General features: G+C 67.0%; 1 protein-coding gene and 1 pseudogene. Both read right to left on the reverse strand.

Features of this window, described 5'->3' with window-relative positions; translation table 11 throughout:
- Positions 1-15,786: pseudogene (locus tag ACVIGA_RS44245) on the reverse strand (amino acid adenylation domain-containing protein); the annotation flags it as partial.
- Positions 15,787-16,020: 234 nt separating this feature from the next.
- On the reverse strand, positions 16,021-17,358 hold a 1,338-nt coding region (locus ACVIGA_RS44250), incomplete at its 5' end, for an AMP-binding protein (protein WP_456671135.1).

Genomic DNA, 17,358 nt, shown 5'->3' on the forward strand with positions numbered 1-17,358 from the left:
ATCCAGCGGCAGATAGGCCCCTCCCGCCTTGAGGATCGCCAAGACCCCCACCACCATCGCCGGGCTGCGCTCCAGGCAGATCGCCACCGGCAGGTCCGGCTTGACCCCGAAGGCGATCAGATGATGCGCCAGGCGGTTGGCCCGCGCATTGAGCTCGCCATAGCTCAACCGCTCGTCCGCGCAGACCACCGCCACCGCCTCCGGCGCCTTTTGCACCTGCTGCTCGAACAGTTCGTGGATGCACCGCTGCGACGGATAGGCCGCCGCCGTCCGGTTCAGCTCCTCCAGCAGATAGCTGCGTTCAGCCGCCGGCAAGATGTCCAGCTCCCGCACCGGTCTGTCGGGAGCCTGCTCCAATGCATCTGCTAGCTGCTCGAGCGTGTGCTGCATGTAGCCGCAGACCCGATCCGCAGAGATTGGCTCCGCCACCTGCGCCGTCAGGCCGAGCGCCTCGCCAAAATCCTCCACCGATAGCGTCAACGGATAGTTGGTGCGCTCTTCCCCGCCCAGCCGTTCGATGCCGGCCAGGACATCATCCGTTCCTGAGCCGGACTTGGCCGCCGGCGTGTTGTGGCGGTAGTTCAGCAGCGCGCTGAACAGCGGCGCCGGCGCCGCAACGCCGCTGCAGCGTTGCGCCAGCGCCAGCGAGGCATGCTCATGCGCCAGCAGCTCGGAAAGCCGCGCATGCGTGGCCTGCACGCTCGCCTCGACACCGGCTCCGTCAAGGTCGAGCCGCACCGGCAGGGTGTTGATGAACAGGCCCATCGCACGGTCGGCGCCCGCACCCGCATGCATGCGGCCGAACAGCACCGTGCCGAACACCGCCTGCTCTCGGCCGCTGCTCAGCGCCACCACTTGCCCCCAGGCCAGATGGCACAGGCTCGCAAGGCTCACCCTGAGCCGCCGCGCCTGAGCGCGCAGTCGATCGTTGAGCGCCTGCGGAAGCATCCGATGCGCCTCGCCGATCCCGCTGCCGTCGCCATGCACCTCGCGAAGCCCGAACGGCAGCGTCGGCTCGTCGATGTCGCCCAGCATCTCCTGGAAGAACGCTTCATGCGCCTTGGCATCGATGCCAAGCCGCGCCTGCGCCACCAGATTGCGGAACGGCTGCGGTACAGCAAGCTCATGCCCGCGTCCCGCCAGCACGGCCCGCACCTCGGCATGCATCACTTCCAGCGTCGTGTGATCCCCTGTCAGATGATGCAGCAACTGCAGCAGCAGCCAGCGCCCGCTGCCCGGCTCGCGCGCGATCACGAAGCGCATCAAGGGCGCCCGGCCAAGATCGATGCGGTACTGACGCGGATCGAACCGCCGCTTCAGCTGCTCGCGACCGGAACCGCCATTCTCGTCCAGCTCGACCTCGAGCACATCCAAGGCCGCCTTGCGCCACACCACCTGCGCCGGGCTCGACAGGCCCTCCCAGACAAAGGCCGTGCGCAGAATGTCGTGGCGGTCCACCACCTCTTGAACCGCACCAAGATAGCCATCCAGCAGCCCACGCTTGGCAAACGCCATTTGACTGACCAGCAGATAGGGATCGCCCCGGCTGGCCAGAAGATGATGGAACAGAATGCCGTCCTGCAGCGGCGACAGGCCATAGATGTCCTGGATGTTGGCGACCCTGCCCGGCACCGTGGCGACGACCCGGTCGATCTCTTCCTGCGTCAGCTCGATCAGCGGCAGCATCCGCGGCGTGATCGCCGTGCTGTGCTCGTCGATCAGGTTGGCGGGCACCGCCACCTCGCGATGGCTGCCAAGGCTTGCGGCCAGATCGCAAAGCACCGGTCTGGCGAACAGGGTGCGCACCTCCACCCCGAGCGACAGCCGCCGCAGCCGCTCCATCAGCTGCACCGCCAGCAGCGAGTGGCCACCGAGTTCGAAGAAGTTGTCGTGACGCCCGATGCGCTCGACACCGAGAAGCTCGGCCCAGATCCCGGCCAGCATCGTCTCGACCTCGCCGCGCGGCGCCTCATAGGCCGCCAGCGCATAGGCCGCATCGGCCGGCCCCGGCAGTGCCTTGCGGTTGAGCTTGCCGTTCACCGTCAGCGGCAGCGCCGCCAGCCGCACGAACGCCGCCGGCACCATGTAGTCCGGCAGCCGCGCGCTCAGATGCGCCCGCAGGGCGCCGGCAAGCCCGCCTCCATCGTCCTCGTCCGATCCTGCCTCGGACGCACATACCACATAGGCCACCAGCCGCTTCTCGCCGGCGCCATCCTGCTGCGCCACCACCACCGCCTCGCGCACCCAGGCGTGCTCGCAAAGCCGCGCCGCAATCTCGCCCGGCTCGATCCGGAAGCCGCGGATCTTCACCTGCTCGTCGTTGCGGCCCAAAAACTCCAGATTGCCGTCCGGAAGATAACGCCCCAGGTCGCCGGTCCGGTACAGCCGGTCGCCGTCCACAAACGGGCTGGCGATGAACCGCTCCGCCGTCAGCTCCGGACGGTTCAGATAGCCGCGCGCCACCCCTGCCCCGCCGATGTAAAGCTCACCCGCCGCTCCGAACGGAACCGGCGCACCATAAGCGTCCAGCAGATACACCCGCGCGTTCGCGATCGGGCGACCGATCGGGACGTTTGTGGAGGTGGCGAGCCCGGTCGGAATGTCAAAGAAGACGCAGCCGACGACAGCTTCGGTCGGGCCATATTCATTCACCATCCTGGCCATAGGCTGGATGCTGCGCCACAACGAGACCGTTGAATGCGAAAGTGGTTCCCCGCCGATAATAAAAGTGTCGACCTGGCTTGACACCTTCTGTGCCAGCATCTGTTGCCCAAGGGCATCCAGATGGCTCGGCGTGATATTGACCAGCCCACATGCCGAGCCGATCCTTGTCTTTAGTCCTTCGACCTCATCTCCTTTCTTTAAAAGGGAAGCATGGCCACCATGAAGTAAAGGTGTAAACAGGCTGTTTATCGTTGAATCGAAGGCGAGTGATGAGGACACCATGGAAGAGGACCGGGGATCATAAACGTCGCAGGCCCAGGACAGATAGTTGACCAATCCCCGATGCTCGACCATGACGCCCTTTGGTGTGCCGGTTGAGCCGGAGGTGTAGATGACATAGGCGAGATGGCGTGAGGTGAGGCCGAGCGCGCGCGGGTCCGGATCGGTGGCCGGCAGCTCCGCCCAGGCCGGCGTCGCCGTCTCCAGATCCAGCACCGTCACGCCGGTGAGCCCGTCGCCGCCCAGCGCGGCGCGTCCGGCCGCATCGGCCAGCAGCAGCGGCGGCGCCGCATCCTCGAGCACCTGGCGCAGCCGCGCGCTGGGATAGGCCGGGTCCAGCGGCAGATAGGCCCCTCCCGCCTTGAGGATCGCCAAGACCCCCACCACCATCGCCGGGCTGCGCTCCAGGCAGATCGCCACCGGCAGGTCCGGCTTGACCCCGAAGGCGATCAGATGATGCGCCAGGCGGTTGGCCCGCGCATTGAGCTCGCCATAGCTCAACCGCTCGTCCGCGCAGACCACCGCCACCGCCTCCGGCGCCTTTTGCACCTGCTGCTCGAACAGTTCGTGGATGCACCGCTGCGACGGATAGGCCGCCGCCGTCCGGTTCAGCTCCTCCAGCAGATAGCTGCGTTCAGCCGCCGGCAAGATGTCCAGCTCCCGCACCGGTCTGTCGGGAGCCTGCTCCAATGCATCTGCTAGCTGCTCGAGCGTGTGCTGCATGTAGCCGCAGACCCGATCCGCAGAGATTGGCTCCGCCACCTGCGCCGTCAGGCCGAGCGCCTCGCCAAAATCCTCCACCGATAGCGTCAACGGATAGTTGGTGCGCTCTTCCCCGCCCAGCCGTTCGATGCCGGCCAGGACATCATCCGTTCCTGAGCCGGACTTGGCCGCCGGCGTGTTGTGGCGGTAGTTCAGCAGCGCGCTGAACAGCGGCGCCGGCGCCGCAACGCCGCTGCAGCGTTGCGCCAGCGCCAGCGAGGCATGCTCATGCGCCAGCAGCTCGGAAAGCCGCGCATGCGTGGCCTGCACGCTCGCCTCGACACCGGCTCCGTCAAGGTCGAGCCGCACCGGCAGGGTGTTGATGAACAGGCCCATCGCACGGTCGGCGCCCGCACCCGCATGCATGCGGCCGAACAGCACCGTGCCGAACACCGCCTGCTCTCGGCCGCTGCTCAGCGCCACCACTTGCCCCCAGGCCAGATGGCACAGGCTCGCAAGGCTCACCCTGAGCCGCCGCGCCTGAGCGCGCAGTCGATCGTTGAGCGCCTGCGGAAGCATCCGATGCGCCTCGCCGATCCCGCTGCCGTCGCCATGCACCTCGCGAAGCCCGAACGGCAGCGTCGGCTCGTCGATGTCGCCCAGCATCTCCTGGAAGAACGCTTCATGCGCCTTGGCATCGATGCCAAGCCGCGCCTGCGCCACCAGATTGCGGAACGGCTGCGGTACAGCAAGCTCATGCCCGCGTCCCGCCAGCACGGCCCGCACCTCGGCATGCATCACTTCCAGCGTCGTGTGATCCCCTGTCAGATGATGCAGCAACTGCAGCAGCAGCCAGCGCCCGCTGCCCGGCTCGCGCGCGATCACGAAGCGCATCAAGGGCGCCCGGCCAAGATCGATGCGGTACTGACGCGGATCGAACCGCCGCTTCAGCTGCTCGCGACCGGAACCGCCATTCTCGTCCAGCTCGACCTCGAGCACATCCAAGGCCGCCTTGCGCCACACCACCTGCGCCGGGCTCGACAGGCCCTCCCAGACAAAGGCCGTGCGCAGAATGTCGTGGCGGTCCACCACCTCTTGAACCGCACCAAGATAGCCATCCAGCAGCCCACGCTTGGCAAACGCCATTTGACTGACCAGCAGATAGGGATCGCCCCGGCTGGCCAGAAGATGATGGAACAGAATGCCGTCCTGCAGCGGCGACAGGCCATAGATGTCCTGGATGTTGGCGACCCTGCCCGGCACCGTGGCGACGACCCGGTCGATCTCTTCCTGCGTCAGCTCGATCAGCGGCAGCATCCGCGGCGTGATCGCCGTGCTGTGCTCGTCGATCAGGTTGGCGGGCACCGCCACCTCGCGATGGCTGCCAAGGCTTGCGGCCAGATCGCAAAGCACCGGTCTGGCGAACAGGGTGCGCACCTCCACCCCGAGCGACAGCCGCCGCAGCCGCTCCATCAGCTGCACCGCCAGCAGCGAGTGGCCACCGAGTTCGAAGAAGTTGTCGTGACGCCCGATGCGCTCGACACCGAGAAGCTCGGCCCAGATCCCGGCCAGCATCGTCTCGACCTCGCCGCGCGGCGCCTCATAGGCCGCCAGCGCATAGGCCGCATCGGCCGGCCCCGGCAGTGCCTTGCGGTCGAGCTTGCCGTTCACCGTCAGCGGCAGCGCCGCCAGCCGCACGAACGCCGCCGGCACCATGTAGTCCGGCAGCCGCGCGCTCAGATGCGCCCGCAGGGCGCCGGCAAGCCCGCCTCCATCGTCCTCGTCCGATCCTGCCTCGGACGCACATACCACATAGGCCACCAGCCGCTTCTCGCCGGCGCCATCCTGCTGCGCCACCACCACCGCCTCGCGCACCCAGGCGTGCTCGCAAAGCCGCGCCGCAATCTCGCCCGGCTCGATCCGGAAGCCGCGGATCTTCACCTGCTCGTCGTTGCGGCCCAAAAACTCCAGATTGCCGTCCGGAAGATAACGCCCCAGGTCGCCGGTCCGGTACAGCCGGTCGCCGTCCACAAACGGGCTGGCGATGAACCGCTCCGCCGTCAGCTCCGGACGGTTCAGATAGCCGCGCGCCACCCCTGCCCCGCCGATGTAAAGCTCACCCGCCGCTCCGAACGGAACCGGCGCACCATAAGCGTCCAGCAAGTACACCCGCGCGTTCGCGATCGGGCGACCGATCGGGACGAGCTCAACTTATCGACGGCCTCGAGATATTGCGAATGTGGTACGCTTCCGACCGTCAGCTTCTGTCGGACCATAATGATTGATCAGACTGGCAGGCGGATCGGAAAACGCTCTTGAATGCAAAACTGTATATCCGCCGGGATAATAAGGCTTCGCCTCCAAGCATGAGCACTCGTGTTGGAGCATCCTTTATAGCCGTCAAACCGATTGGTCGGCGTGCTTAAATGCGACGGCGTCAGCTTAATCAGATCATAGGTCTTAGCCTGCCCGACGGCCGCACTCCAATCTATTGGGAAAGCCTGGTTTAGAATGCGGAGCTGGGTACGGCCAGCAGTGGACCGAACAGGTCGTAATGGTGCCGTCAAAGCTGAACGACAGCAGCATCGGCGAACCGTTCAACGCTCCTTAAATGGCTGCGATCCGACCAATACAAATAGTTGACCAAACTTCCGATGCTCGACCATGACGCCCTTTGGTGTGCCGGTTGAGCCGGAGGTGTAGATGACATAGGCGAGATGGCGTGAGGTGAGGCCGAGCGCGCGCGGGTCCGGATCGGTGGCCGGCAGCTCCGCCCAGGCCGGCGTCGCCGTCTCCAGATCCAGCACCGTCACGCCGGTGAGCCCGTCGCCGCCCAGCGCGGCGCGTCCGGCCGCATCGGCCAGCAGCAGCGGCGGCGCCGCATCCTCGAGCACCTGGCGCAGCCGCGCGCTGGGATAGGCCGGGTCCAGCGGCAGATAGGCCCCTCCCGCCTTGAGGATCGCCAAGACCCCCACCACCATCGCCGGGCTGCGCTCCAGGCAGATCGCCACCGGCAGGTCCGGCTTGACCCCGAAGGCGATCAGATGATGCGCCAGGCGGTTGGCCCGCGCATTGAGCTCGCCATAGCTCAACCGCTCGTCCGCGCAGACCACCGCCACCGCCTCCGGCGCCTTTTGCACCTGCTGCTCGAACAGTTCGTGGATGCACCGCTGCGACGGATAGGCCGCCGCCGTCCGGTTCAGCTCCTCCAGCAGATAGCTGCGTTCAGCCGCCGGCAAGATGTCCAGCTCCCGCACCGGTCTGTCGGGAGCCTGCTCCAATGCATCTGCTAGCTGCTCGAGCGTGTGCTGCATGTAGCCGCAGACCCGATCCGCAGAGATTGGCTCCGCCACCTGCGCCGTCAGGCCGAGCGCCTCGCCAAAATCCTCCACCGATAGCGTCAACGGATAGTTGGTGCGCTCTTCCCCGCCCAGCCGTTCGATGCCGGCCAGGACATCATCCGTTCCTGAGCCGGACTTGGCCGCCGGCGTGTTGTGGCGGTAGTTCAGCAGCGCGCTGAACAGCGGCGCCGGCGCCGCAACGCCGCTGCAGCGTTGCGCCAGCGCCAGCGAGGCATGCTCATGCGCCAGCAGCTCGGAAAGCCGCGCATGCGTGGCCTGCACGCTCGCCTCGACACCGGCTCCGTCAAGGTCGAGCCGCACCGGCAGGGTGTTGATGAACAGGCCCATCGCACGGTCGGCGCCCGCACCCGCATGCATGCGGCCGAACAGCACCGTGCCGAACACCGCCTGCTCTCGGCCGCTGCTCAGCGCCACCACTTGCCCCCAGGCCAGATGGCACAGGCTCGCAAGGCTCACCCTGAGCCGCCGCGCCTGAGCGCGCAGTCGATCGTTGAGCGCCTGCGGAAGCATCCGATGCGCCTCGCCGATCCCGCTGCCGTCGCCATGCACCTCGCGAAGCCCGAACGGCAGCGTCGGCTCGTCGATGTCGCCCAGCATCTCCTGGAAGAACGCTTCATGCGCCTTGGCATCGATGCCAAGCCGCGCCTGCGCCACCAGATTGCGGAACGGCTGCGGTACAGCAAGCTCATGCCCGCGTCCCGCCAGCACGGCCCGCACCTCGGCATGCATCACTTCCAGCGTCGTGTGATCCCCTGTCAGATGATGCAGCAACTGCAGCAGCAGCCAGCGCCCGCTGCCCGGCTCGCGCGCGATCACGAAGCGCATCAAGGGCGCCCGGCCAAGATCGATGCGGTACTGACGCGGATCGAACCGCCGCTTCAGCTGCTCGCGACCGGAACCGCCATTCTCGTCCAGCTCGACCTCGAGCACATCCAAGGCCGCCTTGCGCCACACCACCTGCGCCGGGCTCGACAGGCCCTCCCAGACAAAGGCCGTGCGCAGAATGTCGTGGCGGTCCACCACCTCTTGAACCGCACCAAGATAGCCATCCAGCAGCCCACGCTTGGCAAACGCCATTTGACTGACCAGCAGATAGGGATCGCCCCGGCTGGCCAGAAGATGATGGAACAGAATGCCGTCCTGCAGCGGCGACAGGCCATAGATGTCCTGGATGTTGGCGACCCTGCCCGGCACCGTGGCGACGACCCGGTCGATCTCTTCCTGCGTCAGCTCGATCAGCGGCAGCATCCGCGGCGTGATCGCCGTGCTGTGCTCGTCGATCAGGTTGGCGGGCACCGCCACCTCGCGATGGCTGCCAAGGCTTGCGGCCAGATCGCAAAGCACCGGTCTGGCGAACAGGGTGCGCACCTCCACCCCGAGCGACAGCCGCCGCAGCCGCTCCATCAGCTGCACCGCCAGCAGCGAGTGGCCACCGAGTTCGAAGAAGTTGTCGTGACGCCCGATGCGCTCGACACCGAGAAGCTCGGCCCAGATCCCGGCCAGCATCGTCTCGACCTCGCCGCGCGGCGCCTCATAGGCCGCCAGCGCATAGGCCGCATCGGCCGGCCCCGGCAGCGCCTTGCGGTCGAGCTTGCCGTTCACCGTCAGCGGCAGCGCCGCCAGCCGCACGAACGCCGCCGGCACCATGTAGTCCGGCAGCCGCGCGCTCAGATGCGCCCGCAGGGCGCCGGCAAGCCCGCCTCCATCGTCCTCGTCCGATCCTGCCTCGGACGCACATACCACATAGGCCACCAGCCGCTTCTCGCCGGCGCCATCCTGCTGCGCCACCACCACCGCCTCGCGCACCCAGGCGTGCTCGCAAAGCCGCGCCGCAATCTCGCCCGGCTCGATCCGGAAGCCGCGGATCTTCACCTGCTCGTCGTTGCGGCCCAAAAACTCCAGATTGCCGTCCGGAAGATAACGCCCCAGGTCGCCGGTCCGGTACAGCCGGTCGCCGTCCACAAACGGGCTGGCGATGAACCGCTCCGCCGTCAGCTCCGGACGGTTCAGATAGCCGCGCGCCACCCCTGCCCCGCCGATGTAAAGCTCACCCGCCGCTCCGAACGGAACCGGCGCACCATAAGCGTCCAGCAAGTACACCCGCGCGTTCGCGATCGGGCGACCGATCGGGATCGAGCTCAACTTATCGACGGCCTCAGATATTGCGAATGTGGTACGCCCGACCGTCGCTTCTGTCGGACCGTAATGATTGATCAGACGCACGGTCGGAAAACGCTCTTGCCAAAACTGTATATCCGCCGGGATTCTTCGCCTCCAAGCAAGCACTCGAGCCTGGAGCTGGTCCTTTATAGCCGTCAAACCGATTGGTCAGCGTGCTTAAAGGCGAAGGCGTCAGCTTGATGGCTTCGCTTCGCATCAGATCCGATAGGTCTGAGCCTGCCCGACGGCCGCACACCAATCTATTGGGAAAGCCTGGTTTAGAATGCGGAGCTGGGTACCGGCCAGCAGTGGACCGAACACGGTCGTAATGGTGCCGTCAAAGCTGAACGACAGCAGCATCGGCGAACCGTTCAACGCTCCTTCGTAATGGCTGCGATCCGACCAATACAAATAGTTCACCAAACTTCCATGCTCGACCATGACGCCCTTTGGTGTGCCGGTTGAGCCGGAGGTGTAGATGACATAGGCGAGATGGCGTGAGGTGAGGCCGAGCGCGCGCGGGTCCGGATCGGTGGCCGGCAGCTCCGCCCAGGCCGGCGTCGCCGTCTCCAGATCCAGCACCGTCACGCCGGTGAGCCCGTCGCCGCCCAGCGCGGCGCGTCCGGCCGCATCGGCCAGCAGCAGCGGCGGCGCCGCATCCTCGAGCACCTGGCGCAGCCGCGCGCTGGGATAGGCCGGGTCCAGCGGCAGATAGGCCCCTCCCGCCTTGAGGATCGCCAAGACCCCCACCACCATCGCCGGGCTGCGCTCCAGGCAGATCGCCACCGGCAGGTCCGGCTTGACCCCGAAGGCGATCAGATGATGCGCCAGGCGGTTGGCCCGCGCATTGAGCTCGCCATAGCTCAACCGCTCGTCCGCGCAGACCACCGCCACCGCCTCCGGCGCCTTTTGCACCTGCTGCTCGAACAGTTCGTGGATGCACCGCTGCGACGGATAGGCCGCCGCCGTCCGGTTCAGCTCCTCCAGCAGATAGCTGCGTTCAGCCGCCGGCAAGATGTCCAGCTCCCGCACCGGTCTGTCGGGAGCCTGCTCCAATGCATCTGCTAGCTGCTCGAGCGTGTGCTGCATGTAGCCGCAGACCCGATCCGCAGAGATTGGCTCCGCCACCTGCGCCGTCAGGCCGAGCGCCTCGCCAAAATCCTCCACCGATAGCGTCAACGGATAGTTGGTGCGCTCTTCCCCGCCCAGCCGTTCGATGCCGGCCAGGACATCATCCGTTCCTGAGCCGGACTTGGCCGCCGGCGTGTTGTGGCGGTAGTTCAGCAGCGCGCTGAACAGCGGCGCCGGCGCCGCAACGCCGCTGCAGCGTTGCGCCAGCGCCAGCGAGGCATGCTCATGCGCCAGCAGCTCGGAAAGCCGCGCATGCGTGGCCTGCACGCTCGCCTCGACACCGGCTCCGTCAAGGTCGAGCCGCACCGGCAGGGTGTTGATGAACAGGCCCATCGCACGGTCGGCGCCCGCACCCGCATGCATGCGGCCGAACAGCACCGTGCCGAACACCGCCTGCTCTCGGCCGCTGCTCAGCGCCACCACTTGCCCCCAGGCCAGATGGCACAGGCTCGCAAGGCTCACCCTGAGCCGCCGCGCCTGAGCGCGCAGTCGATCGTTGAGCGCCTGCGGAAGCATCCGATGCGCCTCGCCGATCCCGCTGCCGTCGCCATGCACCTCGCGAAGCCCGAACGGCAGCGTCGGCTCGTCGATGTCGCCCAGCATCTCCTGGAAGAACGCTTCATGCGCCTTGGCATCGATGCCAAGCCGCGCCTGCGCCACCAGATTGCGGAACGGCTGCGGTACAGCAAGCTCATGCCCGCGTCCCGCCAGCACGGCCCGCACCTCGGCATGCATCACTTCCAGCGTCGTGTGATCCCCTGTCAGATGATGCAGCAACTGCAGCAGCAGCCAGCGCCCGCTGCCCGGCTCGCGCGCGATCACGAAGCGCATCAAGGGCGCCCGGCCAAGATCGATGCGGTACTGACGCGGATCGAACCGCCGCTTCAGCTGCTCGCGACCGGAACCGCCATTCTCGTCCAGCTCGACCTCGAGCACATCCAAGGCCGCCTTGCGCCACACCACCTGCGCCGGGCTCGACAGGCCCTCCCAGACAAAGGCCGTGCGCAGAATGTCGTGGCGGTCCACCACCTCTTGAACCGCACCAAGATAGCCATCCAGCAGCCCACGCTTGGCAAACGCCATTTGACTGACCAGCAGATAGGGATCGCCCCGGCTGGCCAGAAGATGATGGAACAGAATGCCGTCCTGCAGCGGCGACAGGCCATAGATGTCCTGGATGTTGGCGACCCTGCCCGGCACCGTGGCGACGACCCGGTCGATCTCTTCCTGCGTCAGCTCGATCAGCGGCAGCATCCGCGGCGTGATCGCCGTGCTGTGCTCGTCGATCAGGTTGGCGGGCACCGCCACCTCGCGATGGCTGCCAAGGCTTGCGGCCAGATCGCAAAGCACCGGTCTGGCGAACAGGGTGCGCACCTCCACCCCGAGCGACAGCCGCCGCAGCCGCTCCATCAGCTGCACCGCCAGCAGCGAGTGGCCACCGAGTTCGAAGAAGTTGTCGTGACGCCCGATGCGCTCGACACCGAGAAGCTCGGCCCAGATCCCGGCCAGCATCGTCTCGACCTCGCCGCGCGGCGCCTCATAGGCCGCCAGCGCATAGGCCGCATCGGCCGGCCCCGGCAGCGCCTTGCGGTCGAGCTTGCCGTTCACCGTCAGCGGCAGCGCCGCCAGCCGCACGAACGCCGCCGGCACCATGTAGTCCGGCAGCCGCGCGCTCAGATGCGCCCGCAGGGCGCCGGCAAGCCCGCCTCCATCGTCCTCGTCCGATCCTGCCTCGGACGCACATACCACATAGGCCACCAGCCGCTTCTCGCCGGCGCCATCCTGCTGCGCCACCACCACCGCCTCGCGCACCCAGGCGTGCTCGCAAAGCCGCGCCGCAATCTCGCCCGGCTCGATCCGGAAGCCGCGGATCTTCACCTGCTCGTCGTTGCGGCCCAAAAACTCCAGATTGCCGTCCGGAAGATAACGCCCCAGGTCGCCGGTCCGGTACAGCCGGTCGCCGTCCACAAACGGGCTGGCGATGAACCGCTCCGCCGTCAGCTCCGGACGGTTCAGATAGCCGCGCGCCACCCCTGCCCCGCCGATGTAAAGCTCACCCGCCGCTCCGAACGGAACCGGCGCACCATAAGCGTCCAGCAAGTACACCCGCGCGTTCGCGATCGGGCGACCGATCGGGACAATGGCTCCATCAAATTCATCCGGGCAGCTCCACGTCGTCGCACAGACTGTCCCTTCGGTAGGTCCATAGGCGTTGACAATGGATGCTGCAGGCAGGCGTCGGATGACGTTCAGCCTTCGGTAGCTCTCCAGCTGGAATGAGAGCCTATCGACTCCAAATAGCACATTCCTGCCTTCCTGAAGCTCAATGCTGGAGGCAACGTCGCATGGGCGATGGCTTCGCTTCGCAGATCAGATCCGATAGCTTGTTACCTGCTTGACGGCCGCTCATCCGCAGGCAAAGCCTGCAATGCGGCTACCTGAGCCCAACGACCATAATCAGCTCCCAGGCGCTGGCATCAAAACCTGAGGCGAACTGCAGCACGCGACTGTTTGAACGCCTCGCCAAAAAGCCTGATCTGAGCCATGTACAAAGATTGACCAGGCTCCGATGCTCGACCATGACGCCCTTTGGTGTGCCGGTTGAGCCGGAGGTGTAGATGACATAGGCGAGATGGCGTGAGGTGAGGCCGAGCGCGCGCGGGTCCGGATCGGTGGCCGGCAGCTCCGCCCAGGCCGGCGTCGCCGTCTCCAGATCCAGCACCGTCACGCCGGTGAGCCCGTCGCCGCCCAGCGCGGCGCGTCCGGCCGCATCGGCCAGCAGCAGCGGCGGCGCCGCATCCTCGAGCACCTGGCGCAGCCGCGCGCTGGGATAGGCCGGGTCCAGCGGCAGATAGGCCCCTCCCGCCTTGAGGATCGCCAAGACCCCCACCACCATCGCCGGGCTGCGCTCCAGGCAGATCGCCACCGGCAGGTCCGGCTTGACCCCGAAGGCGATCAGATGATGCGCCAGGCGGTTGGCCCGCGCATTGAGCTCGCCATAGCTCAACCGCTCGTCCGCGCAGACCACCGCCACCGCCTCCGGCGCCTTTTGCACCTGCTGCTCGAACAGTTCGTGGATGCACCGCTGCGACGGATAGGCCGCCGCCGTCCGGTTCAGCTCCTCCAGCAGATAGCTGCGTTCAGCCGCCGGCAAGATGTCCAGCTCCCGCACCGGTCTGTCGGGAGCCTGCTCCAATGCATCTGCTAGCTGCTCGAGCGTGTGCTGCATGTAGCCGCAGACCCGATCCGCAGAGATTGGCTCCGCCACCTGCGCCGTCAGGCCGAGCGCCTCGCCAAAATCCTCCACCGATAGCGTCAACGGATAGTTGGTGCGCTCTTCCCCGCCCAGCCGTTCGATGCCGGCCAGGACATCATCCGTTCCTGAGCCGGACTTGGCCGCCGGCGTGTTGTGGCGGTAGTTCAGCAGCGCGCTGAACAGCGGCGCCGGCGCCGCAACGCCGCTGCAGCGTTGCGCCAGCGCCAGCGAGGCATGCTCATGCGCCAGCAGCTCGGAAAGCCGCGCATGCGTGGCCTGCACGCTCGCCTCGACACCGGCTCCGTCAAGGTCGAGCCGCACCGGCAGGGTGTTGATGAACAGGCCCATCGCACGGTCGGCGCCCGCACCCGCATGCATGCGGCCGAACAGCACCGTGCCGAACACCGCCTGCTCTCGGCCGCTGCTCAGCGCCACCACTTGCCCCCAGGCCAGATGGCACAGGCTCGCAAGGCTCACCCTGAGCCGCCGCGCCTGAGCGCGCAGTCGATCGTTGAGCGCCTGCGGAAGCATCCGATGCGCCTCGCCGATCCCGCTGCCGTCGCCATGCACCTCGCGAAGCCCGAACGGCAGCGTCGGCTCGTCGATGTCGCCCAGCATCTCCTGGAAGAACGCTTCATGCGCCTTGGCATCGATGCCAAGCCGCGCCTGCGCCACCAGATTGCGGAACGGCTGCGGTACAGCAAGCTCATGCCCGCGTCCCGCCAGCACGGCCCGCACCTCGGCATGCATCACTTCCAGCGTCGTGTGATCCCCTGTCAGATGATGCAGCAACTGCAGCAGCAGCCAGCGCCCGCTGCCCGGCTCGCGCGCGATCACGAAGCGCATCAAGGGCGCCCGGCCAAGATCGATGCGGTACTGACGCGGATCGAACCGCCGCTTCAGCTGCTCGCGACCGGAACCGCCATTCTCGTCCAGCTCGACCTCGAGCACATCCAAGGCCGCCTTGCGCCACACCACCTGCGCCGGGCTCGACAGGCCCTCCCAGACAAAGGCCGTGCGCAGAATGTCGTGGCGGTCCACCACCTCTTGAACCGCACCAAGATAGCCATCCAGCAGCCCACGCTTGGCAAACGCCATTTGACTGACCAGCAGATAGGGATCGCCCCGGCTGGCCAGAAGATGATGGAACAGAATGCCGTCCTGCAGCGGCGACAGGCCATAGATGTCCTGGATGTTGGCGACCCTGCCCGGCACCGTGGCGACGACCCGGTCGATCTCTTCCTGCGTCAGCTCGATCAGCGGCAGCATCCGCGGCGTGATCGCCGTGCTGTGCTCGTCGATCAGGTTGGCGGGCACCGCCACCTCGCGATGGCTGCCAAGGCTTGCGGCCAGATCGCAAAGCACCGGTCTGGCGAACAGGGTGCGCACCTCCACCCCGAGCGACAGCCGCCGCAGCCGCTCCATCAGCTGCACCGCCAGCAGCGAGTGGCCACCGAGTTCGAAGAAGTTGTCGTGACGCCCGATGCGCTCGACACCGAGAAGCTCGGCCCAGATCCCGGCCAGCATCGTCTCGACCTCGCCGCGCGGCGCCTCATAGGCCGCCAGCGCATAGGCCGCATCGGCCGGCCCCGGCAGCGCCTTGCGGTCGAGCTTGCCGTTCACCGTCAGCGGCAGCGCCGCCAGCCGCACGAACGCCGCCGGCACCATGTAGTCCGGCAGCCGCGCGCTCAGATGCGCCCGCAGGGCGCCGGCAAGCCCGCCTCCATCGTCCTCGTCCGATCCTGCCTCGGACGCACATACCACATAGGCCACCAGCCGCTTCTCGCCGGCGCCATCCTGCTGCGCCACCACCACCGCCTCGCGCACCCAGGCGTGCTCGCAAAGCCGCGCCGCAATCTCGCCCGGCTCGATCCGGAAGCCGCGGATCTTCACCTGCTCGTCGTTGCGGCCCAAAAACTCCAGATTGCCGTCCGGAAGATAACGCCCCAGGTCGCCGGTCCGGTACAGCCGGTCGCCGTCCACAAACGGGCTGGCGATGAACCGCTCCGCCGTCAGCTCCGGACGGTTCAGATAGCCGCGCGCCACCCCTGCCCCGCCGATGTAAAGCTCACCCGCCGCTCCGAACGGAACCGGCGCACCATAAGCGTCCAGCAGATACACCCGCGCGTTCGCGATCGGGCGACCGATCGGGTCGGCTCAGCGTTCGTCGCCTCAGAATTGCGAATGAGGTCGCTTCCGACCGTAGCTTCAGTAGGCCCATAGTTGATTGATCAGACGCAGGCGGTGCTGCCCAGGCAACGCTTGCCAAAACTGATATCCGCCGGGATTAAGGCAAGTCGCCTCCAAGCATGAGCACTCGTGTTGGAGCTGGTCCTTTATAGCCGTCAAACCGATTGGTCAGCGTGCTTAGAAGGCGAAGGCGTCAGCGATTAATCTCGATCATTGTCTGAGCCTGCCCGACGGAATCTGCAGCTCCAATCTGGGGAAAGCTGCAATGTGCTGCGGTTACCGGCCAGCAGTGGACCGAACAGCTCCCAATGCTGGCATCGAAGCTGCCACGACAGCCGCGATGGCAGCAGGACCGTTCAACGCGGACAAAACGGCTGCATCATGCCATGTGACAATATTGACCAATCCCCGATGCTCGACCATGACGCCCTTTGGTGTGCCGGTTGAGCCGGAGGTGTAGATGACATAGGCGAGATGGCGTGAGGTGAGGCCGAGCGCGCGCGGGTCCGGATCGGTGGCCGGCAGCTCCGCCCAGGCCGGCGTCGCCGTCTCCAGATCCAGCACCGTCACGCCGGTGAGCCCGTCGCCGCCCAGCGCGGCGCGTCCGGCCGCATCGGCCAGCAGCAGCGGCGGCGCCGCATCCTCGAGCACCTGGCGCAGCCGCGCGCTGGGATAGGCCGGGTCCAGCGGCAGATAGGCCCCTCCCGCCTTGAGGATCGCCAAGACCCCCACCACCATCGCCGGGCTGCGCTCCAGGCAGATCGCCACCGGCAGGTCCGGCTTGACCCCGAAGGCGATCAGATGATGCGCCAGGCGGTTGGCCCGCGCATTGAGCTCGCCATAGCTCAACCGCTCGTCCGCGCAGACCACCGCCACCGCCTCCGGCGCCTTTTGCACCTGCTGCTCGAACAGTTCGTGGATGCACCGCTGCGACGGATAGGCCGCCGCCGTCCGGTTCAGCTCCTCCAGCAGATAGCTGCGTTCAGCCGCCGGCAAGATGTCCAGCTCCCGCACCGGTCTGTCGGGAGCCTGCTCCAATGCATCTGCTAGCTGCTCGAGCGTGTGCTGCATGTAGCCGCAGACCCGATCCGCAGAGATTGGCTCCGCCACCTGCGCCGTCAGGCCGAGCGCCTCGCCAAAATCCTCCACCGATAGCGTCAACGGATAGTTGGTGCGCTCTTCCCCGCCCAGCCGTTCGATGCCGGCCAGGACATCATCCGTTCCTGAGCCGGACTTGGCCGCCGGCGTGTTGTGGCGGTAGTTCAGCAGCGCGCTGAACAGCGGCGCCGGCGCCGCAACGCCGCTGCAGCGTTGCGCCAGCGCCAGCGAGGCATGCTCATGCGCCAGCAGCTCGGAAAGCCGCGCATGCGTGGCCTGCACGCTCGCCTCGACACCGGCTCCGTCAAGGTCGAGCCGCACCGGCAGGGTGTTGATGAACAGGCCCATCGCACGGTCGGCGCCCGCACCCGCATGCATGCGGCCGAACAGCACCGTGCCGAACACCGCCTGCTCTCGGCCGCTGCTCAGCGCCACCACTTGCCCCCAGGCCAGAGTGGCACGAGGCTCGCACAGGCGCACCCTGAGCCGCCGCGCCTGAGCGCGCAGTCGATCGTT

Source organism: Bradyrhizobium sp. USDA 3240 (genome assembly GCF_054063295.1).